This window comes from Kitasatospora sp. NPDC034023, from assembly GCF_055575795.1.
Genome location: NZ_JBVIRY010000030.1, coordinates 1 through 26,620, shown reverse-complemented (window position 1 = coordinate 26,620; position 26,620 = coordinate 1). Strand labels below are relative to the sequence as shown.

The following is a 26,620-nucleotide window of genomic DNA, read 5'->3' as shown; positions in this document are numbered from 1 at the left end:
ATCCTCAACTCCGGTACCGCCCTCGATCTCGGGACTCCGCGGCAGCGGGCGGTGTTGGCCGCACTTCTGTTGCGGCCCGACGCGGTCGTGACGGTCGATCAGTTGACCGACGACCTCTGGGGCGACCAGCCGCCCGGTTCGCCCGTCGTCACCTTGCGGTCGTACATCTCGCAGCTGCGCAAGCTCCTGGAGCCGGTGCGTGAGACGCCAACCGTCCTGCTGTCCCAGGCCGGCGGGTACCGGCTGGCGATCGACGCGGACCGCGTCGACCTGTGGCGGGTCAAACAGCTGCAGGAGGCGGCCGGGAATTGCTTCACCGAGCAGCCGGAGCGTGCCCGGGGTCTCCTGGCGGAAGCGCTGTCGCTATGGCACGGGGAACCGCTCCTCGACCTGCCGGGGCCGCTCATGCAGCACGAGCGGGAACGGCTTTCGGAGCTGCGTCTCACGCTCCTGGAGGAGCGCCTCGCCCTCGACGTGACGATCGCCGATCCCGCCGCCTACCTGCCGGAGCTTGAAGCACTCGCCGACGCCCACCCGTTCCGCGAGCGCCTGCAAGGTCTGCTCATCCGCGCACTGCACCGGTTGTCCCGCACCCCCGAGGCCCGCGCGGTCTACGACGCGCTGCACTCGCGGCTGGTGGACCACCTGGGGATCGAGCCGGGGCCCGAGCTCGCCGCCCTGTTCCACGAGCTCGACGGAAGCGGAGGACCGGACCAACTCCCACCGGCACCACCGTACTTCACCGGCCGACACGACCACGTCGCCCAGATCGGCCAAGCCCTGACCGCACAGACCGGCCCGGGCCTGCGGCTGGTGACCGTGACCGGCATGGCCGGGGTCGGGAAGACGGCCCTCGCCGTGCAGGCCGCGCGCACCGTGCGCCCCGACTTCCCCGACGGCCGCCTGTACGCGGACCTGCGGGGCGCCGACCTGGTCCCTGCCAGCCCGTCCGACATCCTCGCGGAGTTCCTGACCACGCTGGGCGTCCGGCCGTCAGCCGTACCCAAGGACCTCGCGGGCAGGTCCGCCCTCTTCCGAACCGCCAGCGCCGGCAAGCGACTTCTCATCCTCCTCGACAACGCACGCGACGACGCCCAGATCCAGCCCCTGCTCCCCGGCTCGTCGGACTGCGCGGTCGTGGTCACCAGCCGGACGGTGCTCTACAGCGTGCCGTCGGTCCTGAACGTTCCGCTGGACGTGTTCAGCGAGCACGAGGCGATCGGCCTGCTCGACTCCGTCATCGGCACGGCGCGCCGGTCCGCGCAGAGCGGCCAGGCCGAGCTGCTGGTCGAGGCCTGCGGCCGGCTCCCCCTGGCCGTACGGATCGCCGCAGCCCGACTCGCCGCGACTCCACGCCAACCGATCGCCGATCTCGTCCAGCGGCTGGCCGAGGACCGTGAGGGCATCGCCGCGCTCCGCACGAGCGACCTCGCCATCGAGCAGGTCTTCGACCTCAGCTACCGCCTGCTCCCACCACCCCTGGCGACGGCCTTCCGGCTGCTCTCCTGGGTGGAACCGGACATCGGCCTCGCGTCGGCGTCCGCGGTCCTCGCCCTGACGGAGGACCAGGCGGAGCGGCTCGCCGAATCGCTGGTCGACCAGGCGCTGCTGGAGTCGATGAGCGCCGGTCGCTACCGCTTCCACGACCTGGTGCGTGCCTTCGCCCGCCGAGCCTCCCTGCGGCTCGGCGACGACGAGCGGGCCTCGGCCCACCACCGGCTGCTGACCCTGCTGCTCGGCCGCGCCCGGACGGCCTTCGCCCTCGCCGTACCCGGCGACCCCGTGGCCGACGTCTTCGGCGAGCCGAGCCCACCGGCGACCCCCCGGCCGAACCCACAGCCGACCCCCCTGTCGAGCCCCCAGCCCACCCCACCGGCGACCCTGCGCCCGCCCGCCCGATCACCCTTCACCGACCTGGCGGACGCCCGCCGGTGGGCACGGACCGAGACACCCGGCGCCGTGGCACTCGCGGCCGCCGTCGCCACCGCCGCCCTGCGCGATGCGGAATGCGGCACCGCCGTGCGATCGGCCATCGACCTGCTGATCGCCCTCAGCCCGCTCGGCCTGGGCGCCTTCGGCGGCCGCGCGGAGGAGGCCGCCCGCCTCCTCATCACCGCCGCCGTCGCATCCGGCGATCGCGCCGCTGAGGGCCGCTCCCGGTTCCTCCTGGGCACGATCCTGCTGGCCCGCGCCCGGCTGGACGAGGCGGGCGCACAGGCCCGCCAGGCCGCGCAGGCCTGCCAGGAGGCCGCCGACCTGCCCGTTCTCCGGCAGGCGCTGAACGACCTGGGCCTGATCGCGCAAGCCGAGGGGCGGCACGAGGAGGCGATCGCCGCGTTCGACGAGGCGGCGGCTCTCGCCCGGCGGCTCGGCCACCGGTCGGGCGAGGTGGCGAGCACCGCGAACGCGGCCCTGTCCCGGATCCGCAGCGGCCACGCGGCAACCGCGGCAAAGACCTGCCGACTGCTCCTCGCCGAACCCGCCGGCGGAACCTCCGACCCCGCGATGACCGCGTACGTGCACTACGTCCTCGGCCTCGCCTACCAGGTGCTGGACCGACTCGACGACGCCGCCGCGCAGATGCGTTCCTGCATCGACTGCGCGAACCCCGCCCGCGACCTGGACCGCGAGTCGGCGGCCCGCAGCCGCCTGGCCGACCTCCTGCGCCTGCTCGGACGGGTCGACGAGGCCGTGCAGGAGGCGGAGCGGGCACTGGCCCTGGCGACGGAAGGCGGGCGACAGCGCGAACGCGCCCTCGCCCACCTGGTGTCGGCCAATGCGATGACCGCCCGTGGCGACCACCGCGCGGCGCGGCATCACGAGGCGGAGGCCCACCTGCTACTCAGCCGGCTGAGCGCTCCTGAGTCCGCCGACGCGAAGCTGCTGCTGACCGCGCTGGCCACCGCCGATCGCGCCCTCACCTGCCGCGAGGAATGACGATCACAAGGCCGGTCCCGTTCCACGCGACCGTACTCGCCAGACAGTGCACGTCGGCCGACCCGCCGCAGGCCTGCGCCGGCGGCTCGGCCGGCGAGCCGTGCCGCCCGGGATCTCCCGCGACCACGGCGACGGCACCCATCACCGACGCCAGGACCGCCGCACCGGCAACCACCGCGCGGACAACAACCTTTCGACCCACTGAGGACGCTCCTTACTCGTGTCCGACCAAGCGTCCGAACCCTCGCAGGAGTCGGTGGACAGCCGATCAACACGACGACGGCCCCCTGTTGCCTCAGCCGCCTTCCCGGACCATGAACGGGCCGGTCTTCCACCCCAGGCGGGCCGGCCCGCCACTGGGCCAGTCCTGGTTCAGGTGGCGGCGGTTGTGGCCGAGGGCGCCCAGGTCGAGGGGGCGCAGGCTGCCGGATACCAGGCCGGCGGCCTCGGCGTCGGTCAGCGGCATGATGGTGTTGTACTGCGCGTCGTCGCCACCCCGCCAGTCGATGAACTCGGTGAAGATCCAGACGAACCGCTGCGAGCAGGCCCGGCAGCGCCGCACGGCGACGGAGAAGTGCGAGTCGTCGACGACCTCCGCCACGCGCTCGAACCCGTCGCCCTGACGCTCCCACGCCTCCCGCGCGTCCTCGCCGTAGCACAGCGCGCAGCCGAACTCGCTGATCGCCTCGCTCATCCCGTCCCCCTGGTCCCCGCGGTCGTCCCCAGGGGCCCATTATTCCGACGGGCATTTCCGCAGGCCGGGCCGGGGCTTCAGCGGGCCTCAGCGGGCCTCAGCGGGCCTCCGCGACCCTGAACGTGCCGGAGTTCCAGTGGAGGCCGGCCGGGCCGCCGGTGGGCCAGTCGTGCTCCAGGCGGCGGCGGTCACGGCCGAGGGCGCCCAGGTCGTGTGGGCGCAGCGTGCCGGATACCAGGCCGGTGGCCTCGGCGGTGGTGAGCGGCATGACCGTCACGTACTGGGCGTCGTCCCCGCCCATCCAGTCGACGGACTCGGTGAAGATCCAGACGAACCGCTGCGAGCAGGCCCGGCAGCGCCGGACGTCGACCGAGAAGTGCGAGCCGTCCACCACCTCGCTCTCCTGCTCGAACCCTTCCCGCTGCCCCCGCCACACGGCTTGCGCGTCCTCGCCGTAACAGGTCGCGCAGCCGAACTCCATCATCGGCCTTCTCATCGGTCGACTCCTTGTTCCGCCTGTTCCGCGAACGTCCCGTCGCGGCCCATGATGCCCGGACCGGCGGCGGACGGCAGTGGTTCGCCGATCATCGCCCGGCGCCGGTCCCGGATTTCCCCGGGGGCGGCCGACGGACCGGCCACCGGATCGTGTCAGCCGGAGCCGCGTCCCGCAAGAGTACTCATGGCCCGTACGCAGGCCTGACGCCCCGCCGGGCCCGCCGCGCACACCGGGGCACCGGACGCCGAAAGCACCGCGCCGTCGCGCACAGCAAGCCCGATGAGGCTGGTCGGACGCGAATCCCGGCGGAGGAACAATTCACCGACCATTTCCTCACCGTTCACATACGGGGGAAGGAAGGCGAGGAGAGGCGAGGCGATTGATGCCCGGCAAGTCTCCCGTCTCTCCTACCGGGCCACCGTGCGGGTGCCCGGCCGTGCGGTCAGGCGGTCAGGCGGCGGGGGCCGGGGGTGCCGGGTTGTCGACCAGGAGGTCGTGGCCGACATCGGTCAGGGTGTGGCGGACCTGTTTGCCCTGGCGCTGGGTGACGATCAGGCCGGCTCCGCGCAGGGCGGCGGCGTGCGCGGAGGCGGAGGGCGGGGTGACGCCGAGCTGGTGGGCGAGTTCGGTGGTGGAGCAGGGGCTGCCCGCGATGGCGCGCAGGACGCGGGCCCGGGCGGGGCCGAGGACGGCGGCGAGGCCGTCGGCGGTCGGCGGACGGGACGGCGGCTCGGCGGTCGGGGCGCCGACCGGGTGAAGCAGCACGCTCTGGCGGTTCTGGTCGGCCAGCAGGCCGATGCCGTGCTGGAGGAAGTAGTTGGGTCGCAGTTCCAGGCCCCGGCCGCCCAGTTCGAAGGTGCCGTCCAGATCGGCGACGGTGCACTCCAGCACTCCCTCGTCCCGCCAGACCGCGTTCGGGTGCAGCGAGTCGAGCATCGCGCCGATCCCGGAACGACCGGTGGTGCGGGTGTGGGCGGCGATGTCGGCTTCCAGGACGCGGCGGATCTCGGGCCAGTCCGGGGCGAGGCAGGAGCGGAACAGTGCCCAGGCACCGTCGCTGACCTCGCGCAGGCCCCGGGTGCCGTCGTCGCGCAACCGGGCGAGGGCGGTGGGGAGTTCGGTTTCGCTGCCGAACATCGCGAGGTCCTGCTCGACGGCCTGTTGCGGTACGGCGAGGATCGCGTCGAGCTCGTCGGTCAGCTGCCGGCGCACGGCGTCGAGGTCCGCTGCCATGAAGCTGGGAACGCCGATCGCGCTCGCGTTGACGAGGTCGAGGAAGCGCCCGGCCCGGTGCGGCACATGGCGGCGGACCCCCCGCCACCAGCGTTCGCTGCGCAGCCCGACGCAGTCGTGCACGCCGAGGCGCGCGGCTCCGGTCATCAGGTGGTCGAGCGGTGAGATGACGAACCGGGTCTTCGCGAGGTCCGCGACCCCGAATCTCAGTGTGATCACGAACCCTCCCCCGGCTCTTGCAACCACTGTGACCTGGCCCGTTCTTGACCATTAGGCCCAGAGGCTAATGCATGGCCGCCCGCCCGCCGCGCTTGGCATGCTCTCCCGGGTCGGCGCGGATCGGCGCGGCGGAGTCCCGCTCCGGCCCCCACCACGAGGGGAGTGGGGGCCGGGGCACCTCGTTCGGTATTCCGAACAATACGGCTCGGGTAGCGACCCGCAGCCGATCAGTGCCGGTGCCCGAGCGAGGGCCCGGACGCCGGCCCGGACGCCGATCCCAGCGCGGGCCGCGACACGGACTGCAGGGCCGGCTCGTCCGCCGCGTCGGCGAGGTGCAGCCGCTGCTCCGCGCGGTACTGCAGCAGGAGCACCGAGCGGACCGGCTCGCCGCCCACGGCGGTGTAGGAGTGCGGCAGCGTGGCGTCGAAGCCGACGTAGTCGCCGGGGCCGAGTTCGACCTCGCGGCGGCCCGCCCGGACCCGCAGCCGGCCGGCCTGGACGATGGTGTGCTCGGTACCGATGTGGCCGCCGGAGATCTGGGTGCCGTCGGTGCGTACCTGCTGGTCGTAGACCTCGAACACCACGTCCCCGGCTTCGATCCGGCGCAGCGGGCGCAGGTCGACGCCCCGGCCGCTCAGCACCTCGGCGTCGGCCGCCCGCACCACGGTCACCTCGTCGGCGGGCCGCGCCTCCACCAGGTCGGAGATCGGCACGCCGAGCTCCCGGGATAGTCCGAGCACGGTCTCCAGGGTGGGGTTGCCGGCCCCGGACTCCAGCTGGGAGAGCGTGGCCTTGCCGATTCCGGCCCGCCGGGACAGCTCGGACAGGGAGAGCCCGCGCTGCGCCCGCACCCGCTTCAGGTTGGCGGCGAGGACGCCCCGGACGGATTCCTCGGCGTCGTTCACGCTCGACCTCTTCTCTCCCGGCACTTGTTCGATATACCGTACGGGACGCATGCCGACGGACGAGGCAGCGTAGCGAAGCACGTCGCATCCACCACCCCTCCGCCGCCTTCCACCGCCGCCCACCACTCCTCCACCGCCGTCCACCACCCTCGCCAGGAGACCGTAGTGACCGAGCCCGCCGACACCATCAAGTACCGGAAGAACGGCCTCACGCGCGGCGTCACGGACGAACTCGCCGAGAACATGAAGCAGGGCTGGGCCGACACCGAGCGCACCGCCCTGGAGCCGGTCCCGCAGGCGGTGCACACCGCGCGCCGCCGCGCCGAGCTGTCCGCCGCCTTCCCCGGCGAGCTGCTGGTGGTCCCGTCCGGCAACCCCAAGGTGCGGGCCAACGACACCGACTACCCGTTCCGCCCGTCCTCCGACTACGCCTACCTGACCGGCGACCAGTCCCAGGACGCGGTGCTGGTGCTGGAGCCCACCGGTGAGAGCGGGCACACCGCCGTCCTCTACCTGCGCAACCGCTCGGAGGTCGACAACGGCGAGTTCTGGCTGGACACCCACGGCGAGCTGTGGGACGGCCGCCGCAACAGCCTGACCGAGAGCGAGCAGCTGCTCGGCCTGCCCTGCCGGGACGTGCGCGCGGTGCACGCCGACCTGCGCGCGGCGACCGGCCCGGTGCGCGTGCTGCGCCGCCACGACGCGGGCGTGGAGGCGGCCCTGGCGGGCCGGGCGGTCGCCGCGCGGGACGAGGAGTTCGAGGTCTTCCTGTCCGGACTGCGCCTGGTGAAGGACGAGTTCGAGATCGCCGAGCTGCGCTTCGCCTGCGCGGCCACCGCCCGCGGCTTCGAGGACGTGGTGCGCGTCCTCGGCACCGACACCGAGACGGCGGAGCGGCTGATCGAGGGCACCTTCTTCGTCCGGGCCCGGGTCGAGGGCAACGACGTCGGGTACGGCACCATCGCCGCGTCCGGCCCGCACGCCACCACCATGCACTGGGTGCGCAACGACGGCCACGCCAAGCCCGGCGACCTCCTGCTGCTCGACGCGGGCGTGGAGACCAACCACCTGTACACCGCCGACATCACCCGCACCCTGCCGGTCAGCGGCCGCTTCACCGACCTGCAGCGCAAGGTCTACGACGCCGTGTTCGCGGCGCAGGAGGCCGGCATCGCCGCGGTGAAGCCGGGCGCGGACTTCCGCGACTTCCACCGCGCCGCCCAGCGCGAGCTCGCCGAACACCTCACCTCCTGGGGCCTGTTCGGCGACCTGACCGCCGACAAGGTGTACGAGCTGGGCCTGCACCGCCGCTTCACCCTGGCCGGCACCGGCCACATGCTGGGCATCGACGTGCACGACTGCGCCCACTCCCTCACCGAGGTCCACGTGGACGGCCCGCTGAAGCCGGGCATGGTGCTGACCGTCGAGCCGGGCATCTACTTCCAGCAGAACGACCTGACGGTGCCGGAGGAGTACCGCGGCATCGGCGTGCGGATCGAGGACGACATCCTGGTCACCGAGGACGGCAACGAGAACCTCTCCACCGCCCTCCCCCGCCGCGCCGACGAGGTCGAGGCCTGGCTGGCCGCCCTGCGCGGCTGAGACAACCTGCGCGCAGCCGAAAGCGCAGCGCGGCACCCGGGGAGCCCGCCCCGGGTGCCGCGCACCGGTCACTTCAGCTTGCCCAGCGCCGTGCCCACCCGGGCCACCGCCTCCACGACCTCCTTGGACTGGCGGGCGGTGAAGCAGAGCCGGTAGAACCCCGGGGCGGGGTTGTGCGTGACGCCGGACCGGGTCAGGCCTCCAGCGGCTTGACCCAGCGGCTCCACTGCGGCTCGGGCCGGTAGCCGGCGGCCTGCCAGGTGCGGTGGCCGAGGGCGTTGTCGTCCAGCACCATGGCGTCGATCCGGCGGCCGCCGAGCGCGACGAAGCGCTCCTCGGCGGCGGCCAGCAGGGCCGCGCCGATGCCCCGGCGGCGGTGCTCGGGGTCGACGGCGAGGCGGTACAGGTGGCAGCGCCAGCCGTCCCAGCCGGCGATCACGGTGCCGAGGAGGGTCGCCGGGTCGTCGGCGGGGGTGGCGACGATCAGGCACGCGGGGTCGCGGGCGAGCAGCGCGGCCACGCCCGCCTCGTCGTCCGTGATGCTGGTGCCCTTGGCGGCTCGGGCCCAGAGGTCGAGCAGGGCGGGGATCTCGTCGGGGGCGGCGGGGCGCAGGGCGATCTGGTCGGTCATGCGGGCCTGTCTAGCAGCCGTTCCCGCCGCTGCGCCGGGAATTCCGCGGGCCGGACGCGCCGGGGAAGGGCCGGGGAAGGGCCGCCCCCGCCGGAGGTACCGTCAGCCGAGCCGTCAGCCGAGCCGCCACACCGTGGTGGTCTTGACGGCGGTGTCCTCCAGGTCCGCGACCACCGGCACCTGGTACGCCGCCACCGCCGTGAACCGCTCCCGCGGCAGGTAGGCACGGCCGGGGTCGCCGACGATGACGGTGGCGCCGCGCGCGGCGGCCCGTTCCAGGAAGGGCAGGAAGCGGGCGGCCATGGCCCGTTCGTAGAAGACGTCGCCCGCGAGCACCACCTCGGCGGGGGCGCCGTCCCCGTCCACCAGGTCCACCAGGGCGCCGTCCACCCGTACCCCGTTGGCCTCGGCGTTGAGGCCGATCGCGGCCACCGCGTAGGCGTCGATCTCGGCGGCGCGCACCGAGGTCGCGCCGCGCAGCGCGGCGGCCACCCCGACCAGTCCGGACCCGGCGGCGACGTCCAGCACCGTTCGGCCCGCCACCAGGTCGGGGTGGTCCAACACGTAGCGGGTGACGGCCACGCCGCCCGCCCAGGCGAAGGCCCAGAACGGCGGCGGCAGTCCGGCCTGCCCGCGCGCCCGCTCAGTGGTCTCCCAGAGGGCGATGGCGTCCTCGGCCATGTGCAGGCTGATCTCGGGCACGAAGGGGACGGGTTTCAGCTCGGTCTCGCGCCGGATGAAGGCGAGGTCTTCGGCCGGCTGAAGAGTACGCAGCTCACTCGGCATGTCCGCAGCATAGAGCCCGCGCGGGGGTGCTCACGCCCGCGCGGGCCCCGAACCGCCCGCGCGGGGTGCTGACGCCGCCGCGACGGTGCTCACGCCCGGCCGGCGGCCTTCTGGGTACGCCGGGCCAGCGAGTCGACCACGACGGCGGCCAGCAGCACCGCACCGGTGATCATGAACTGGATGGCGTTGCTCAGGCCCTGGATGTTCATCCCGGACTGGATCGAAGCGATCACCAGCGCGCCGAGCAGCGCGGACCAGGTCTTGCCGCGCCCGCCGAACAGGCTGGTGCCGCCGATGACGGCGGCCGCGATGGCGTTCATCAGCAGGTTGCCGCCGCCGGAGGTCTGGCTGGCTGACTGGATCTGCGCGGCCAGGAACAGGCCGCCGACCGCCGCCATCGTGGAGCAGATGGTGAACACGGTGATCCGGATCCAGGACACGTTGATGCCCGCGCGCCGGGCGCCCTCGATGTTGCCGCCGAGCGCGAACACCTGGCGGCCGTAGGAGGTGCGGCGCAGAGCGAAGTCCAGCACCACGATGAAGATCAGGAAGATCAGCAGCGCGAGCGGCAACCCCTTGTACTGGTTGAGCGTGTAGGCGGCGAGGAAGCCGACGATCGCCAGCAGGACGGTCCTGAGCACGATGTCGGTCATCGGGCGGGACGGGACGCCCGCGGCCTGGCGCCGGCGGGCGTCGAACAGCGAGGCGCCCAGGAACAGCAGGACGCCGATCGCCGCCGTGCCGTAGGCGGCGATCTCCTGGCCGTAGATGGTGCTGTAGAGCCGGGAGACGATGTCCGTGCCGGGGAGGTTGACGGTGCCGGTGCTGCCGAGGATCTGCAGCATCAGGCCGTTCCAGCCGAGGTTGCCCGCGAGGGTGACCACGAAGGCCGGGACACCGACCTTGGCGAAGAAGACGCCCTGGATGCACCCGACCACCGCGCCGCCGACGAGGGCGGTGAGCAGCGCGAGGTACTGGTTGACGCCGTCCGTGACGCTCAGGACGGCGTAGATCGCCGCGCACAGTCCGCTGACCGAGCCGACCGACAGGTCGATCTCGCCGAGCAGCAGGACGAAGACCACGCCGATCGCGATCATGCCGGTGCCGACGATCTGCTGCGACAGGTTGGAAAGGTTCTGGGCGGACAGGAAGCTGCTGTTCAGACTTCCGAACACGGCCCAGATCACGATCAGGGCCAGCACCACCGGCACCGAGCCGAGTTCACCACTGCTCAGGCGGCGGCGGAACTCGCCGAGGTAGCCCTTGACGCCCTCCTGGCGCACGATCAGCCGGGGGTCGACCGCGGGGGTGGCTTGGGCCGCCACCGGCACCGGCGCGTTGACGCCGCCCGTGGGCATGCTGTCCTCGGGCAGCGGGACGTGGTGGCGTTCGGGCTCGCCGCCCGGGGGGCTCCCGGGAATGTTCTCGCTCACTCGGAACCCTCCTGGCCACGGGCCTTCCGGCGGGTCACGGCGTTGTCCGTGGCTCCGGTGATGGCCGAGATGATCTCTTCCTGGTTGGTGTAGTGCTTGTCGAAGACGCCGTTGTTGCGGCCGAGGCGCAGCACCGCGACGGTGTCCGCAACGGCCATCACGTCCGCCATGTTGTGGCTGATCAGGATCACGCCGTGGTCCTGCTCGCGCAGCCGCTCGACCAGGTCGAGCACCTGGGCGGTCTGCTCGACGCCGAGGGCGGCGGTGGGTTCGTCCAGCATCACGACCTTGGGCGAGCCGATCAGCGCGCGGGCGATCGCCACCACCTGGCGCTGGCCGCCGGAGAGCGAGGCGACCGGGATCCGCACGCTGGGGATGCGGATGGAGAGGGTGTCCAGCAGCGTCTGGGAGCGCTTCTCCATCGCGACCTCGTCGAGGACGGTGAAGCGCCGGATCTCGCGGCCGAGGAAGAGGTTCCCGACCACGTCGAGGTTGTCGCAGAGCGCGAGGTCCTGGTAGACCGTCGCGATGCCCAACTGCTGGGCGTCCTGCGGCCGGTGGATGGTCACCGGCCTGCCCTGCCACTCGATGACGCCCTCGTCGGGCTGGTGTACCCCGGCGATCGCTTTGACCAGGGTGGACTTGCCGGCGCCGTTGTCGCCGACCAGGGCCACCACCTCGCCGGCGTGCACCTCCAGTTCGATGTCGGTGAGCGCCTGGACGGCGCCGAACCGTTTGGAGACCCCGCGCAGGGCCAGTACGGTCTCACCTGCCACAGTGACCAACTCCCTTGCCCCGCCTCCGTCGTGGAGGCGGGGCGCACTCGTGTCGGGTGTCGCGGGACTACTGGAGGCCGGCGGCCTGGCAGGCGGCGGCGTAGTCCGGCGTGCAGATCTGGGCGACGGTGTAGAGGCCGTCCTGGACCACGGTGGTCTTGATGTTGTCCTTGTTGACGACGATCGGGGTGATCAGGTTGGCCAGCACCTTGTTGTTGCTGCCGTTGGTCGCCGTCGTGGGCACGAGGCTGGGTGCGGGGGTCATCCCGGCAGCCATGGCGATGGCCATCTCGGCCGCGGCGTCGGTCTCCGGCTTGAACGGCTTGTAGATCGTCATGGTCTGGGTGCCGGCCACGATCCGCTGGATGGCGTCGAGTTGGGCGTCCTGACCGGTGAGCGGAGTGTTGATCCCGGCCGCCTTCTGCGCGGTGGCGATACCGGCGGCCATGCCGTCGTTGGCGGAGTAGATGCCGACCACGTTGGCCGGGCCGATCGCGGTGATGCCCGCCGCGGCCTCCTGGTTGGCCAGGTTCGGGTCCCACTGCGGGGTGTCGTACTCCTTGCCGATCTTCAGCTTGCCGTCGATCGCGCTGTGCGCGCCGGCCTTGAAGTCGGCCGCGTTGGGGTCGGTCGGCGAGCCGTTGATCATGATGATCTGGCCGGCGTTGGCCTTGCCGCCCACCGCCGCCACCAGGGCCTGGCCCTGCAGCTGGCCGACCTTGTGGTTGTCGAAGGAGACGTACGCGTCGACCGGGCCCTGGGCCAGGCGGTCGTAGGCGAGCACCTTGACGCCCGCATCGTGGGCCTTCTGGACCGAGGACTGGATCGACTTGGAGTCCACCGCGTCCAGGATCAGCACCTTGTCGCCCTTGGTGAGGGCGGTGTCCACCTGGGTCTGCTGGGTGGTCGCGTCCTGGTTGGCGTTGTAGTAGTCGATCTGTGCTTCCGGCGCCAGCTCCTTGATCTTCTGCTCGATCAGCGGGCGGTCGAACTGCTCGTAGCGGGTGGTCTTGGTCTCCGGCAGCAGCAGGCCGATCCGGACGGCGCCCACGGAGGCGCTGCCGCTCGCAGCCGCGCCGCTTGTGGTGCCGCCGGAGGACTGTTTGGCGCTGCCGCAGGCCGCGGCGCCCAGGCCGAGGGAAACCGCTGCGGTGACCGCGAGGACGCGGCGAAGCCCGATGCTCATGAGGATGCCTCTCCGGTTGGGTCCTCCCCCTTCTCCTCTCCGAGTCTGGGAAGCATCGGCCCCGCCCACGATTCCGGTGAGCCGAACGGGTATCCGGGGAGGCGGCTGGACTCGCCCCCGATCAAGCGTCTACATTTCTGTAGACGTCGGAGGCGCACGGCATCACCCCCCGGACAGCCGTGCGCCTCCGACCTCCTCCTTCAGCACTGCCGGTCAGTGCTGCCGGTCAGCACTGCCACGCGTTCAGCCGGGCGCGTTCACCCGCGTGCGTCCACCACCCGCTTGATCTTCCCGACCGAGCGCTCCAGGGTGTACGGCTCGACCACCTCGACCGCGACCGTGACGCCGACCCCGTCCTTCACCGCGCGCACGATCGCCTCCCGCGCCGCGTCCCGCTGCTCGGCGGGCGCATCCGGCCGGGCCTCGACCCGGACGGTCATCCGGTCCAGCCGCCCCTCGCGGGTGAGCCGCAGTTGGAAGTGCGGCGCAACGCCCGGGGTACGCAGCAGGATCTCCTCGATCTGGGTCGGGAAGACGTTCACCCCGCGCAGGATGATCATGTCGTCGCTGCGCCCGGTGACCTTCTCCATCCGCCGGAAGGCCGGGCGCGCGGTGCCGGGCAGCAGGCGGCTGAGGTCGCGGGTGCGGTAGCGGATGACGGGCAGCGCCTCCTTGGTGAGCGAGGTGAAGACCAGTTCACCGCCCTCGCCCTCGGGCAGCACCTCGTCGGTGAACGGGTCGACGACCTCCGGGTAGAAGTGGTCCTCCCAGATGTGCAGCCCGTCCTTGGTCTCCACGCACTCCTGCGCGATGCCCGGGCCGACCACCTCGGAGAGGCCGTAGATGTCGACGGCGTGCAGGTCGAGCCGCTCCTCGATCTCGCGCCGCATCTCCTCCGTCCAGGGCTCGGCACCGAAGATGCCCACCTTGAGCGAGGTGGCGCGCGGGTCGATGCCCTGCTTCTCGAACTCGTCGAGCAGGGTGAGCAGGTAGGACGGGGTGACCATGATGATGTCGGGCTCGAAGTCGCGGATCAGCTGCACCTGCCGGGCCGTCATGCCGCCGGAGGCCGGGATCACGGTGCAGCCGGCCCGCTCGGCGCCGTAGTGGGCCCCGAGGCCGCCGGTGAACAGGCCGTAGCCGTAGGCGATGTGCACCTTGTGGCCCGGCCTGCCGCCGGCCGCGCGGATCGAGCGGGCGACCACGTCGGCCCACATGGAGAGGTCGTTCTCGGTGTAGCCGACCACGGTCGGCAGGCCGGTGGTGCCGCTGGAGGCGTGGATCCGGCGGACCTGGTCCATCGGGACGGCGAACATGCCGAAGGGGTAGCCCTCGCGCAGGTCGGCCTTGGTGGTGAAGGGGAAACGGGCGAGGTCCGCCAGGGTGCGGCAGTCCTCGGGGCGGACGCCGGCCGCGTCGAACTTGCGGCGGTAGAGCTCCACGTTGCCGTACGCGTGCCGCAGGGTGGCCCGCAGCCGGGTGAGCTGGAGGGCGCGCAGCTCGTCCACACCCAGGCGTTCGCCGGCGTCCAGGAGGTCGGGTGGGACCGGTTCCCCGAGGTGTCGGCGCGGGACGGGTGCGGTGCCGGTCATCGTCGCTCCTTCGCTGGTCGGCCGATCCGGAGCAACCTACCGATCGTTCGGTCAGGCACGCTCAGGCCCAGTAATCCAGTACCCGAACCGACTGTCAAGGGATCGCGCCGGACTCCCGGAATGGGAGGTTCCAGCACCTTTGGGTCGACTTGACGCCGACCTCGGCCACCCGCTTGGCTGTCCGATATGAAAATCATTACAGAATCTTGACCCGCAGGCGGGCTCCCCCACCCCACCAGCATGGTTCAGTAGTGCGGTTTCTCCCCCGCACCCCGGAAGTGATCACCGTGCCCCCCACTCCTGCCCTGGTCAGCGCGCTGCGCGAGCTCGGCGACCGGCCCGCCGTCGTCGCCGACGGGCGCGCGATCAGCGGCATCGGCCTGCTGCTCGGCGTCTCCCCGCCGGGCGGCCTGCCGCGGGCCCTCGCCGAACGCGTCGCCCAACACGCCGCACTGGCACCCACCGCCGCCCGCGCCGCCGAACAGCGGCTGCGGTACTGGGCCGGCGTCCTCGGCCCGCCGCCGATCCGCCACACCGTGCTGCACCCCGTCACCGACCTCGCCGTCGAACTCGCCCTCGCCACCCTGCTCGCCGGCGGCACCGTCCACTGCGGCGACCCCGACCAGCAGCCCGACGAGCAGCTCGCCGCCATCGCCGTCAACCGCACCACCCACCTCAGCCTGCCCTCCGCCCTGCTCTGGCGCCTCAGCCGACAGCCCGGGCCCGGCCCCGGCACGCACGACGTCGGCCCGCGGGACCTCGACGCGCACAACCCCGCCGCCCATGACCTCGGCTCGCTGCGGCTCGTCCTGCACGTCGGCCCCGAGCCCCGCCAGGAGGACGTGTACGCCGCCGTCGACGCGCTCGGCGCCGTCCTCGCCCACGTCCGCGCCCCCGACAGCAACACCGAGGCCGCCGACCGCCGACTGCGCGCCGCCACCGAAGCCGCCACCGCCGCCGCCTGGAAGCACAGCATCGGCGTCACCGCCGAGCAGATACGCGACTTCGGCGCCCACCTCGACCAGGCCGTACTCTCCTCCCTGCTGCTCACCCTCCAGCAGAGCGGAGTCCTCACCGACCCCGAGCGCGGCTACCCCGAAGCCGAGGTACTGGCCACCGCCATGGTCACCCCCGCCCAACGCCCCCGCGTCACCCGCTGGCTGGACGCGCTCGCCCGGCACGGCCTGATCACCCGGCACGACGGCGGCGCGCAAGGCGCGATCTTCCACGGCGGGCCCGAACTCGACGCCGCCGAGGTCCGGGAGTCCTGGCGACCGGTCATCGAGGCCTGGGCCGACGGACTCGGGCCGGCCGCCGCCCTCGACCGGGTACGGCGCGGCGCGCTGCGGCTCCCCCGGCTGATCACCGGCGAGGCGACGCCCCATCCGGCTGCCACCCCGGTCCGCTGGGCCACCGCCCGCGGCTACCTCGGCACCGCCCTCGGCACCCTGGTCCGCGGCACCGCCGAGACCCACGACGGGCAGGCGCCGCTGCGCGTCCTCGAACTCGACCTCGAGCTCGACGGCGCCGACACCGCGGTCGCCCGGGCCCTCGCCACCCGGCCCCGCCCCAACGTCGACCACCACGTCACCCCGGACGGCGGCCGCTACGACATCGTCGTCGCCACCGCGACCCGGCGGCCGGAGGACGAGATCCCGGCACTGGTCCGGCTGCTCGCCCCCGGCGGCCGACTCCTGCTACTCGCACCCACCGCCGAACAGCTCGACCTGCTGATCACCGGCGACGCCCGGGGCCGCCTCACCGCTCACCCGGCGGAGCACTGGCAGGCCGCCCTCGCGGCGGCGGGCTGCCCGACCGTCCACACGCTGCCGGAGGACGGACACCCGATGGGGCTGCTGGGACAGCGGCTGTTCGCGGCCCGGGTGGACTGAGCCGAGGGGTCGCGGCGCCGATACGATCGGGGCCATGCCTCGGACCTCCCGCACCGCAGACCCGATCGCGTCACCCGGTTCAATCGCATCGATCGCGTCGATCGCGTCGCACGCATCGCACGCATCGGCCCAGTCACTCGGGTCACTCGCGTCGCTCGCGTCGCTCGGTTCGATCCTCTCGATCGGGTCCGTCGGATCCTTCCTCTCGATCGGCTCGGTGGGCTCGTTCCTGTCCATCGGCTCGATCGGGTCCTTCGGATCCGTCGGCTCGATCGGCTCGTTCGCGTCCGTGGGCTCGATCGGGTCCGCGATGTCCGCCTTCTCCGTGGGCTCCTGGCGCAGCGTGAGCGCGCTCGGCCGGGCCCGCTCCCGCCGGTCCACCCCGTCCTGTCGGTGACCCGGCCCGTCCCACCACCCCGGGGGGCGAACCATCCGTGGCCATCCCTGGCCATGCCTAGCCGTCCACGACCGTCCATGACTGCCCACGACCGCCCATGGCCGTGCGGTGAAGCCCGGTCAGCCACCGCCACCCGATCCGTACCATTTCGATACCGAAGCCTGGGTGAGCTGCGAGGATCCTCGCCGCCCGGGCCGCTGCCCGGGTAGGCTCCGCTTGTCCTCCGGCCCTCGCGCAGGCGGCCCCCTACCGCCGTGCCGCGTTCCGGGGGCGCACTCCCCGCGGGCCATTCGGTGGGCACCGCGCACTCGACATCGCGCGCCAGGGCAGTCGCGCGAACGGCGAAGGGCATCGCATTGGCGGATCGGCTCACCGGAGGAGACTCCTCGCTGCTGCGGCGGATCAACGCGGCGGTCACGCTCCGGGCGCTGCGCAACGGCCACTCCGTGACCCTCACTCAGCTCGTCGGCGAGACCGGCCTCTCCCGGCCGACCGTCGAGGGCGTGATCGAGGGTCTGGTCGAGACCGGGCTGGTCGCCGAGGTCGAGCAGCCGAGGGAGGACGGCCAGTCGGGCACCGGCCGCCGCGGCCGCCCGGCCCGCTGGTTCCGCTTCCGCGCCGAGGCCGGGCACATCCTCGGCATCGAGATCGGCGTGCACGACATCCGGGTCATCCTGGCCGACCTCACCGGCGAGGTGCTGGGCAGTCACTTCAAGCCGGTCGACGAGACCCTGGAGGCCGAGGACCGGCTCACCGCCCTCCGCACCGCCGTCGCCGAGGTGCTGCGCAAGGCCGGCGTCTCCCGCGACAACCTGTGGGCCGTCGGCATCGGCACCCCCGGCATCGTCGACCGCGACGGCACCATCCGGCTCGGCACCGCGATGCCCGGCTGGACCGGCCTCGACCTCGGCACCCGCCTGCGGCGCTCCTTCCGCTGCCCCGTCCTGATCGAGAACGACGCCAACCTCGCCGCCATCGCCGAGCACTGGCAGGGCGCGGCCCTCGGCGCCGACGACGTCGTCTTCGTGATGGCGGGCCTCAGCCCGGGCGCCGGCTCCCTCATCAACGGCAAGCTGCACCGCGGCTACGGCGGCGCGGCCGGCGAGATAGGCGCCCTGCACCTGCTCGGCCAGGAGGTCACCCCCGAGCGCCTGCTGTCCACCACCGGCAAACCGCTCAACCCCCTGGACGAGGCCGCCGTCGCCCGCGTCCTGCGGCTGGCCCGGGAGGGCGACGAGGTCGCGAAGGTCGCCATGGACCGCTTCCTCACCCGCCTCGTCCAGGGCGTCGCCGCGCTCGTCCTCGCCATCGACCCCCAGCTGGTGGTCATCGGCGGCTGGGCGGCCGGCCTCGACGGCGTCCTGGACCCCCTGCGCGAGCGCCTCGCCCAGTTCACGCTGCGCGCCCCCGAGGTCGCCCTGGCGGCCCTCGGCTCGGAGGTCGTGGCGATGGGCGCCCTGCGCGTCGCCCTCGACCACGTCGAGGAGCAACTCTTCGCGGTGGACCCGCCGCGGGCCTGACGCCGGTCGAGGCGTGGTGCCTGCTCCCGGTCTCGTCACCCAACGGCAAAGGCCCGGACGCCAGTTGGCGCCCGGGCCTCGACCTGAGGGTTTCCGGAAATGGTTCAGAAGGCGGTGCTTCAGGACGCGTGCTTCAGGAAGCGGTGCGGACCTCGGTGGTCGCGGCGACCGGGGTGACCTCGACCAGTCCGGTCTCGCCGAAGGTCAGCTTGCAGGTGTCCGCCCGGTAGGTGGAGACGGCCACCGCGACGAGGCGGCCGGCCGAGGCGTACTGGGTGGTCATGACCAGGACCGGGGTGCCGGGCGGACGCTCCAGGAGGGCGGCCTCCTCGGCCTCTGCGACACCGAGCTCGACCGAGCGCGACTCGCCGTCGACCTCCAGGCGCTCCAGCTGGCGCAGCACCGAGCGGGCACGGTCGCCCTCGGCGCGGAAGCCCGGCAGGTGCGGCAGGGCGGCGGCCGGCACGTGCAGCGACTCGCCGGCCATCGCGCGGCCCTCCACCATGCGGACCCGGCGGACGGTGTGCACGGTGGCGCCCTCGGCGATGCCGAGGCTCTTGGCCAGCTGCGCGGTCGCGGGGGCGGTGGTGCAGTCGACCGTCCGCCAGGACTGGCTGCGGCCGGCGCCGGGCCAGCCCTCCTCCTGCCGGTTGACCGGGACGCCGACCCGCGGGGCGGCGATCAGGGTGCCGATGCCCCGGCGGCGGACCAGGCGGCCCTCCAGCTCCAGCTGGTCGAGCGCCTGGCGCAGCGTCGCCCGCGCCACACCGAAGCGGGCGGAGAGCTCGCGCTCGTTGGGCAGGACCTGACCGATGGAGAACTCCGAGTCGATGGCCCGCAGCAGCACCGTACGCAGGTGCCAGTACTTCGGCTCCGGCACCGAGGAAAGCTGTCCTGTCGTCCCCACCGCGTCCTCCACCTGTGTACCTGTCCGCCCTGCGACAACGAGGGCGGATGCCGGGCCCACTGTCCGCTGTCGCGGCAGGTGGGAGAGCGGGCTTTTATCCGTCCTTCTTTATTAAAGGTCCTTGCAGTAAGCGACCCTAGGTGCTCCGTCCGGAGATGGTCAAGACCAATGGCGCGGCTCGACGCGACTGTCACACATATTCATGCCGCGTTCACGACAGCTCCTGTCAGTCGCTGTCGGAATCCGGCGGGCCCGGCCTGCCCGGCCGCCCGCAGCGCGTCACGGCACCGGTCGGCTACGGCGAGTCGGTAGGCTGCCCGGGTGATCGTGGTGACAAGTGTGAATGTGAACGGAATCCGGGCGGCGGCCAAGAAGGGCTTCGTCGAGTGGCTGGCCGGCACCGAGGCGGACGTGATCTGCCTGCAGGAGGTGCGCTCCGAACCCGAGCAGCTCCCCGTCGAACTCCGCGACCTGGACGGCTGGCACGCGGTCTGGGCCCCCTCCGTCGCCAAGGGCCGCGCCGGTGTCGCCATCCTGTCCCGGAAGGAACCGCAGCGCACCACGATCGGATTCGGGTCGGAGGAATTCGACAATTCGGGCAGGTATGTGGAAATCGACCTTCCCGGCCTGACCGTCGCCAGCCTCTACCTCCCCTCCGGCGAGGTCGGCACCGAGCGCCAGGACGAGAAAGAACGCTTCATGGCGGAATTCCTCGTCCACCTCACCGCCCTGCGCACCCGCGCCGCCGCCGACGGCCGCGAGGTCGTCGTCTGCGGCGACTGGAACATCGCCCACCGCCCCGAGGACCTCAAGAACTGGAAGGCCAACCAGAAGTCCGCCGGCTTCCTCCCCGAAGAGCGCGCCTGGCTGTCCCGCGTCTACGACGAGGCCGGCTACATCGACGTCGTCCGCGCCCTCCACCCCGACCGCACCGGCCCCTACTCCTGGTGGTCCTACCGCGGCCGTGCCTTCGACAACGACTCCGGCTGGAGAATTGACCTAATCGTGACAACTCCGGGCATTGCGGACAAATCCATCGCGGCCTACGTCGAGCGCGCGGCATCCCACGCGGAACGGTGGTCCGACCACGCACCCGTCACCGCCGAATTCGACTTCGGCGGCAACTAACCTACAGGAAGCCACAGTTAGTAGATACCAGCGGTGCCCTGGTGCCTGCGGGCGGCGCTCAGCCCAGGCCCACCCGCGCCAGCGAGCGACGCCTGCGATCTTGCCCGGCCGGTTTGACAAGTCGATTCGTTGCACCCACCCCGCCAGGGGCATCGCGAGCGCAGACTGACGGGAAGGCCTGTGACACCGCACGCCGAACGGTGGTCCGACCACGCGCCGTCACCGCGGTCTACGACGTGAACAACTGATCCTCTCGACTGCGCCGCGTGATCGCCGTCTTCGGTGAGCACGCGACGCCCGACGCCGACTACTTCTTATTGTCCGTCGGGTTGATAATCACCTTTCCGCTGTTGAGATCGATCCGATTGTTCGGAGGCGCGGACTCACCCTCCTCATCGCGGAGCATCAGCTCGGTCTGCTGCTGTTCCACCTGAACGCGCTTCATGCTCTGGAAGGCCGACTGGAACTCGTCCAGCCCCGCTTGGGAGATCGACGTCCCCTTTCGCTTGACCTTGGTCGCCCAGCGCCACAGGCGTTCGACCACCATGACGAGGATCAGGAAGATGACCATTAATTCCATGTGAGTGCACCACTTCGGCATGGGTGAGCGGAGGACAAACGGGACCCCGACGACGACCACCCTTCAACGGTCCGCGGCCGGTCGGCGTTCCGGGTCGGCCCGGATACGCCCCGCATCCACCCCGCATCCACTCGAACGGCGTTCATCCGGAAACGATCCTCCGGAAGCGGTCGTCGTCGATGTTCGCGCCGGAGAGGACCACGCCGATCCGCGCCCCAGCCGGCTCGACCCGGCCCGCGAGAAGCGCGGCCACCCCGCAGGCGGCACTCGGCTCCGTGATGATCCCACCGTACTTCCAGAGGAAGCGCATCGCCGCCTCCAGCTCACGGTCCGTCACCACCGCCACCCCGTCGAGCAGCCTCCGGTTGACCTCGAAGGTGAACCTTCCGGGGGTCCGGTGGCGCAGTCCGTCGGCGAGCGTACGAGGCGGAACGATCTCGACGCGCCGGCCGGCGAGCAACGAGCGTGCCGTATCGTCCCCCTCCGCCGGCTCGACCCCGGTCACCGTGACGCCCGGGTCCAAGGCCTTGGCCACGGTCGCGCACCCCGCCGCCAGGCCCCCTCCCCCGACCGGCATCAGGAAGTGGTCCACCCCTCCGGTCTCCTCGAACAGTTCCAGAGCGACCGTACCGTGGCCCGCTGCGACGTCCGGGTCGTCGGACGAGGGCAGCAGGACGAGGTCCCGCTCGGCCGCCAGACCCCGCGTGATGGCGTCACGGTCGTCACGCGCCGGGTCGTAGAAGACGACCTCGGCGCCGCAGGCACGCACGGCCTCCAGCTTCGCCCCTGGAACGTCGCGCGGCAGGACCAGCAGCGCCGGGACGCCGAAGCCCTCCGCCAGTCCCGCCACCGCCTTCCCGTGGTTGCCGGAGGAGCCGGCGATCACTCCCCGTCGCAGAACGGCGGGGTCGAGCATCAGCATCTTGTTCAGCGCCCCGCGGTACTTGAAGGCGCCGGTGTGCTGGTACATCTCCGCCTTGAGGAAGACCGACGCGCCCAGTTCCGCGTCGAGTTCGGGCAGGCGGAGCACCGGCGTGCGGACCACCAGTCCGTCCAGCCGGGCCGCGGCCCGCTCGACATCACCGATCAGCATCTTCAGCACGGCTCCCCCTACCAGCCGAACCGGGAGGAGTCGATCTTCTGCCAGATCGCCGCCAGCACGTCCGGTCGCGCCATCTCCTCATGCTCGCAGGACAACCGGACCTCCTCGACACCCTCGGAGACGAACGACCGCCACCGCTCGGCGGACTGCGACACATCCTCGCTCCCCCCGGCGTCCGCGCCGCCGTCCGCCGTGAACACCAGGGCCTCGCCCGTGAAGGCCCGCGGCACGTGCCGCTGCTGGTTGCCCGCGTTGTTCCCGAAGATCTCCAGGATCGAGCCGGCGACCTCGTCACTGAGCGTACTCAGAATCCCGCCACCGGCACGGAACGCAGCCGCCACATCGGCGATCTCGAGCTCCTCCTCCCCGTTCCGGTCGACCTCGATGCCGAGCCCCTCGATCGCCAGCGCCATCAACTGCGCCTTGCTCAGCGGGGCAGCATCCTCGGCCTGGGCCTTCGTGTACGGGTCGAGCAGCACCAGCGTCTCCACCTCCTCACCTGCCTCCTGCAACTGGACGGCCATCTCATGGGCGACGATCCCGCCGAGCGACCAGCCCAGCAGGTGGTACGGGCCCGACTCCTGCACCGCGCGGATCTGCCGGATGTAGTCCGCGGCCATGTCCCCGATGGAGCCCGGTAGTTCGTCGGGCCCGGCGAGCCCGCGCGCCTGCAGCCCGTACAGGGGGTAGTCCGACGGCATGCTGCGGAGCAACGGCGAGTAGCACCAGCTGATGCCGACGCCGGGGTGCACGCAGAACAGCGGTGCACGGCTGCCGCTGCTGCGCAGGGGCAACAGGACGCCGAGCGCGTCCTGCTGGGTCGCCGCGCCACCGAGGCGCTTGGCCAGCTCGGCGACGGTCGGTGCCTCGAACACCGCACGCACCCCGAGCTCCACCCCCAGGACCGCCTTGACCCGGCTCGCCAGCCGGGTGGCCATCAGGGAGTCACCGCCGAGTTCGAAGAACCCGTCGTCCACGCCGACCTTGTCGAGGCCGAGGACCTCAGCGAACACACCGCACAGAACCTCCTCCTGCGGGGTGGCGGGTGCACGGCCCTCACCGGCAGAGGCGAAGTCGGGTGCGGGCAGGGCCTTTCGGTCGAGCTTGCCGTTGACCGTGAGCGGGATCGCGTCGAGGACGATCACCGCGGCCGGGACCATGTACTCCGGCAGGGACGCGGCGACCTCGGCCCGAATGTCGGCGGTGTCGAGCTCGGTGCCCGGAGTCGGGACGACGTAGGCGACGAGGCGCTTGTCGCCGGGTCGGTCCTCGCGGACCAGGGCGACCGCCTGCGCGACACCGGTGGTGCGGGCGAGTGCACTCTCGACCTCGCCCAACTCGATCCGGAAGCCACGCACCTTCACCTGGTCGTCGCCGCGCCCGATGAACTCGAGGATCCCGTCGGCGTTCCAGCGGGCGGTGTCGCCGGTGCGGTACATCCGCTCACCCGGCACGCCGAACGGGCACGCGACGAAGCGCTCGGACGTCAGCGCACGGCGGTTGAGGTAACCACGTGCCAGACCGCTGCCGCTGATGTACAGCTCACCAGTCACGCCCACGGGCACCGGACGCAGCGCCGAATCCAGCACGTACGCACCGCTGTTGTCCATCGGCCGACCGATCGGCACCGCCGCCGGCACCACATCACCCGCCGCGTACGGGACCTGGGTGGTAAACGCCGTGGTCTCGGTGGGACCGTACGTCGTACGCACGACCAGACCCGGGTGGGCGTCCAGCAGCGCGCGCACGGCAGTCGGCGAGACCACATCACCGCCCGTCGACACCTCCCGCACCCCGGCGAAGATCTCCGGCGTCTGCTCCGCCAGCACACCGAACAGACCCGCCGTGGCGTGCACGTTGGTGATCCCGTGCTCCGCGATCAGCCGACCGCGCTCCGCCGCGTCCACCCGGCCCGCCGGCGCCAGCACCAGCCGCCCGCCGCGCACCAGCGGCACCCAGATCTCGTACGTCGAACCGTCGAACGCGTGGTTGGCCTGCACCATCACCCGCTCGGCGACGTCCGCGCTCCACGCCGCGTCCAGGCAGAACGTCACCACGTTGCGGTGCGTGGCCGCGACACCCTTCGGCAGACCCGTCGACCCCGACGTGTACATCACGTACATCAGGTTGTCGCCGGCGACATGCACCCCCGGATCCACCATGGGCGTGGCATCCAAGGCGCTGTCCAGGGTCAGCGGGAGACAGGTCAGCCCCGACTCCGTCGCCAGCGGATGCCCCCCGTGCGCCGCATCGACCAGCACGACCCCGGCCCCGGCCTCCCGCACGACCGACCGCAGACGGTCCACCGGGTTCGCCGCGTCCAGCGGCAGATACGCACCGCCCGCCTTCAGCACACCCAGGAACGCCACCAGCATCTCCGGTGAACGGTCCACCAGGACCCCCACCAGACTCTCCACGCCCACACCCAGAGCGATCAGACGATGCGCCAGCGCATTCGCCCGCTCGTTCACCTCCCGGTAGGTCAGCGACACCTCACCCGACACCACCGCGATGCTGTCCGGCACCCGCGCAACCTGCGCCTCGAACAGCTCCACCATCGACACCGCCGCAACCCGCCGCGCCGTACCGTTCCACTCCTCCACCACCCGCTGACGCTCACCCGCCGACAGGACGTCGACACGCCCCACCGACACCGACGGATCAGCCAACACCGCCTCGAACACCCGCAGGATCCTCGAGCCGATCTCCTCGGCCGCCGGAGCGTCGAACAGATCCGTGGCATAGCCCAGGTCCAGCGCCAGCCGGCCACCGTTCTTCATGGCGGCGATGCTGAGCGGGTAGTGGGTGGCGTCCTTTCCGGGCACCCCCGCGATCCGCAGACCGGCAACGCCTGCCGCCGCCTTCGGATCGATCGGATAGTTCTCGAACACCGTGAGCGTGTCGAAGAGTTCACCCACACCCGCGAGGCGCTGGATGTCGGCGAGACCCAGATGTTGGTGAGCCATCAGCTCCACCTGCTGGGACTGCACCTCGGCCAGCAGATCCTCCAACGAGGACGCCGCATCCAGCCGCACCCGCACCGGAACCGTGTTGATGAACAGGCCGACCATCGACTCGACCCCCGCCACCTCCGGCGGACGGCCCGAAACCGTCGCACCGAAGACCACGTCATCACGCCCGGTCAACCGACCCAGCACCATCGCCCAAGCCGCCTGCACCACCGTGTTCAGCGTGACACCGCGACCACGCGCCCAGGACTCCAGGGCGGACGTCCGGTCCTCCGACAGCTCGACGATCACGTGTTCCGGCATGTCCGGTGTGCGCGAACCGGTGTCCGGCACCAGCCTCGTTGCGTCCCGAACACCGTCGAAGGCCTCGGCCCAGGCCTGCTCGGCCAATCCACGGTCCTGGCCGGCCAGCCAGGACACGTAGTCCCGATAGGACGCGGGCTGCGGAAGGCCCAGGGCGTTCCCGTCGGCCTCGTAGGCAGCGAACAGATCCTGCACCATCAGCGGCAACGACCACCCGTCGAGGATGATGTGATGGTTCGTGATGACGAGTCGCCAGTGCTCGTCGCCCAGACGGACGAGGGCGAAGCGGAGCAGGGGCGGTCGGGTCAGGTCGAAGCGGCCGCGTTCCTCGTCCAGGATCCGAGCCAGCCGCTCCTCCCGCGCCGCCGGCTCCAGACCGCGCAGGTCCTCCTCACGCCACGGCACCTCCACCCTCCCGGCAACCGCCTGCACGGTCACACCCGAGGACAGCACCCGGAACCCGGCCCGCAGGCTCGCATGCCGGTCCAGCAGCGCCTGGCAGGCCCGACGCAGAGAACGCACCGACAGCGCGCCCTCGACCTCGAAACCGAACTGACCGGTGTAGACATCCACCGCCTCGACGTCGTACCGGGCGTGGAAGACCATGCCCTCCTGCACCGGCGACAACGGCCAGACATCCTCCAACTCGACCTCTGCCGACTCCAGTTCGGCGACATCGGCGGAGCTCAGCGCGACCAGCGGGAAGTCCGACGGCGTGTGCCCGCCCGAACCCGGCTGCTCCACGTGCGCGACCAGCGCGCGCAGAGCCGTCGACCAACCGTCCAACAGCTCCCGAACCTCAGCCTCCGCAAACAGCGCACCGGGCCACGACACGCTGACCACCAGATGGGGGCCGTCGGCACGGTCCTCGGTCATCGCGTTGATCGTCAGCGCGTGACCCATCGGAGCCCCGGCATCGGGACCGGGGTCCGCCGATTCCGGCGCCGGGGACCACGGGTCCGTCCCGTCATTGCCCGCGAACCGGCCGAGGTAGTTGAAGACGATCTCCGCGCCGGCCTTCTCCTCCAGCTCTCCGAGGTGGGCGGCGGTCTGCGGGTTCAGGTAGCGCAGCAGCCCGTAGCCGAGACCGTGGTCGGGCAAAGACCGCAGGTGCTCCTTGACCCGCTTCACCGCCTCACCCAACGCGGCACCTCCGGCGAGGGCTTCGTCGACGTCCAGGCCATGGAGGTCCAGACGCACGGGGAAGAGGCTGGTGAACCAGCCCACCGTGCGGCTCAGAGGACGTTAAGTCCGTTTCTGGTAGATGCCTCGTCCGGGTTGGGTGAGGAAGCCCTGGCGGGTGAGGCGTCCGAGGCGGGAGCGGGTGACATT

The 26,620-nt window shown here is 71.9% G+C and carries 21 protein-coding genes; 6 read left to right on the top strand and 15 right to left on the bottom strand.

Going from position 1 to position 26,620, the window contains the following annotated elements:
• On the top strand, positions 1-2,937 hold the full coding sequence (locus tag ACZ52R_RS31840; RefSeq protein WP_465754620.1) for an AfsR/SARP family transcriptional regulator: 2,937 nt from the start codon (positions 1-3) through the stop codon (positions 2,935-2,937).
• A gap of 295 nt (positions 2,938-3,232) precedes the next feature.
• Here the strand turns inward: ACZ52R_RS31840 and ACZ52R_RS31835 are convergent, their stop codons facing one another.
• From ACZ52R_RS31835 to ACZ52R_RS31820, 4 genes are all read right to left on the bottom strand, one after another.
• The gene (locus tag ACZ52R_RS31835) at positions 3,233-3,631 is read right to left on the bottom strand and encodes a hypothetical protein (RefSeq protein WP_465754586.1); all 399 of its coding nucleotides are present in this window, start codon (positions 3,629-3,631) and stop codon (positions 3,233-3,235) included.
• 97 nt (positions 3,632-3,728) lie between these two features.
• A complete protein-coding gene (locus ACZ52R_RS31830; protein ID WP_465618826.1) occupies positions 3,729-4,127 on the bottom strand; it encodes a hypothetical protein in 399 nt (132 codons plus the stop codon).
• Positions 4,128-4,577: 450 nt separating this feature from the next.
• Complete coding sequence (locus ACZ52R_RS31825; RefSeq protein ID WP_465618825.1) at positions 4,578-5,579, bottom strand: ArsR/SmtB family transcription factor; 1,002 nt, start codon at positions 5,577-5,579, stop codon at positions 4,578-4,580.
• 227 nt (positions 5,580-5,806) lie between these two features.
• Positions 5,807-6,484: a helix-turn-helix domain-containing protein gene (locus ACZ52R_RS31820; RefSeq protein WP_465618824.1), complete on the bottom strand. Its 678-nt coding sequence runs from the start codon at positions 6,482-6,484 to the stop codon at positions 5,807-5,809.
• A gap of 165 nt (positions 6,485-6,649) precedes the next feature.
• Here ACZ52R_RS31820 and ACZ52R_RS31815 point away from each other — a divergent pair, with 165 nt between their 5' ends.
• Complete coding sequence (locus ACZ52R_RS31815) at positions 6,650-8,086, top strand: aminopeptidase P family protein (RefSeq protein WP_465618823.1); 1,437 nt, start codon at positions 6,650-6,652, stop codon at positions 8,084-8,086.
• A gap of 68 nt (positions 8,087-8,154) precedes the next feature.
• On the opposite strand, the gene ACZ52R_RS31810 is transcribed toward ACZ52R_RS31815, so the two are convergent.
• The 7 genes from ACZ52R_RS31810 to paaK form a co-directional block, all read right to left on the bottom strand.
• Positions 8,155-8,313: a hypothetical protein gene (locus ACZ52R_RS31810; protein WP_465618822.1), complete on the bottom strand. Its 159-nt coding sequence runs from the start codon at positions 8,311-8,313 to the stop codon at positions 8,155-8,157.
• The gene (locus ACZ52R_RS31805) at positions 8,280-8,717 is read right to left on the bottom strand and encodes a GNAT family N-acetyltransferase (RefSeq protein ID WP_465754585.1); all 438 of its coding nucleotides are present in this window, start codon (positions 8,715-8,717) and stop codon (positions 8,280-8,282) included. Before ACZ52R_RS31805 ends, ACZ52R_RS31810 begins: the two co-directional genes overlap by 34 nt.
• A 114-nt stretch (positions 8,718-8,831) precedes the next feature.
• A complete protein-coding gene (locus tag ACZ52R_RS31800; protein ID WP_465663128.1) occupies positions 8,832-9,503 on the bottom strand; it encodes a class I SAM-dependent methyltransferase in 672 nt (223 codons plus the stop codon).
• An 89-nt stretch (positions 9,504-9,592) separates the two neighbouring features.
• Positions 9,593-10,861, bottom strand: coding sequence for a sugar ABC transporter permease (locus ACZ52R_RS31795; RefSeq protein WP_465619224.1), 1,269 nt, complete (start codon positions 10,859-10,861; stop codon positions 9,593-9,595).
• Between the two features lie 71 nt (positions 10,862-10,932).
• Positions 10,933-11,712, bottom strand: coding sequence for an ATP-binding cassette domain-containing protein (locus ACZ52R_RS31790; RefSeq protein WP_396287959.1), 780 nt, complete (start codon positions 11,710-11,712; stop codon positions 10,933-10,935).
• 67 nt (positions 11,713-11,779) lie between these two features.
• Positions 11,780-12,898 (bottom strand): sugar ABC transporter substrate-binding protein, encoded by a 1,119-nt coding sequence (locus ACZ52R_RS31785; RefSeq protein ID WP_465618819.1) that lies wholly within the window; start codon positions 12,896-12,898, stop codon positions 11,780-11,782.
• Between the two features lie 257 nt (positions 12,899-13,155).
• A complete protein-coding gene (gene paaK / locus ACZ52R_RS31780; RefSeq protein ID WP_465754584.1) occupies positions 13,156-14,490 on the bottom strand; it encodes a phenylacetate--CoA ligase PaaK in 1,335 nt (444 codons plus the stop codon).
• Positions 14,491-14,777: 287 nt separating this feature from the next.
• Between paaK and ACZ52R_RS31775 the strand changes: the two genes are divergently transcribed.
• The 3 genes from ACZ52R_RS31775 (at position 14,778) to ACZ52R_RS31765 (ending at position 18,299) form a co-directional block, all read left to right on the top strand.
• On the top strand, positions 14,778-16,382 hold the full coding sequence (locus ACZ52R_RS31775) for a methyltransferase domain-containing protein (RefSeq protein WP_465754583.1): 1,605 nt from the start codon (positions 14,778-14,780) through the stop codon (positions 16,380-16,382).
• Positions 16,383-16,416: 34 nt separating this feature from the next.
• Complete coding sequence (locus tag ACZ52R_RS31770) at positions 16,417-16,779, top strand: hypothetical protein (RefSeq protein WP_465754582.1); 363 nt, start codon at positions 16,417-16,419, stop codon at positions 16,777-16,779.
• A gap of 356 nt (positions 16,780-17,135) precedes the next feature.
• Positions 17,136-18,299: an ROK family protein gene (locus ACZ52R_RS31765; protein WP_465663122.1), complete on the top strand. Its 1,164-nt coding sequence runs from the start codon at positions 17,136-17,138 to the stop codon at positions 18,297-18,299.
• Between the two features lie 133 nt (positions 18,300-18,432).
• Here the strand turns inward: ACZ52R_RS31765 and ACZ52R_RS31760 are convergent, their stop codons facing one another.
• On the bottom strand, positions 18,433-19,206 hold the full coding sequence (locus ACZ52R_RS31760) for a GntR family transcriptional regulator (RefSeq protein ID WP_360503988.1): 774 nt from the start codon (positions 19,204-19,206) through the stop codon (positions 18,433-18,435).
• Positions 19,207-19,527: 321 nt separating this feature from the next.
• On the opposite strand from ACZ52R_RS31760, the gene ACZ52R_RS31755 reads away from it, so the two are divergent.
• A complete protein-coding gene (locus tag ACZ52R_RS31755) occupies positions 19,528-20,334 on the top strand; it encodes an exodeoxyribonuclease III (protein WP_465754581.1) in 807 nt (268 codons plus the stop codon).
• A gap of 307 nt (positions 20,335-20,641) precedes the next feature.
• Here ACZ52R_RS31755 and ACZ52R_RS31750 read toward each other — a convergent pair whose 3' ends face one another.
• The 3 genes from ACZ52R_RS31750 to ACZ52R_RS31740 form a co-directional block, all read right to left on the bottom strand.
• Positions 20,642-20,905: a DUF6191 domain-containing protein gene (locus tag ACZ52R_RS31750; protein ID WP_465754580.1), complete on the bottom strand. Its 264-nt coding sequence runs from the start codon at positions 20,903-20,905 to the stop codon at positions 20,642-20,644.
• A 151-nt stretch (positions 20,906-21,056) separates the two neighbouring features.
• Positions 21,057-22,007, bottom strand: a complete 951-nt coding sequence (locus ACZ52R_RS31745; RefSeq protein WP_465754619.1) for a threonine ammonia-lyase — start codon at positions 22,005-22,007, stop codon at positions 21,057-21,059.
• Between the two features lie 17 nt (positions 22,008-22,024).
• On the bottom strand, positions 22,025-26,515 hold the full coding sequence (locus tag ACZ52R_RS31740; protein ID WP_465754579.1) for an amino acid adenylation domain-containing protein: 4,491 nt from the start codon (positions 26,513-26,515) through the stop codon (positions 22,025-22,027).
• Between the last annotated feature and the right edge of the window lie 105 nt (positions 26,516-26,620).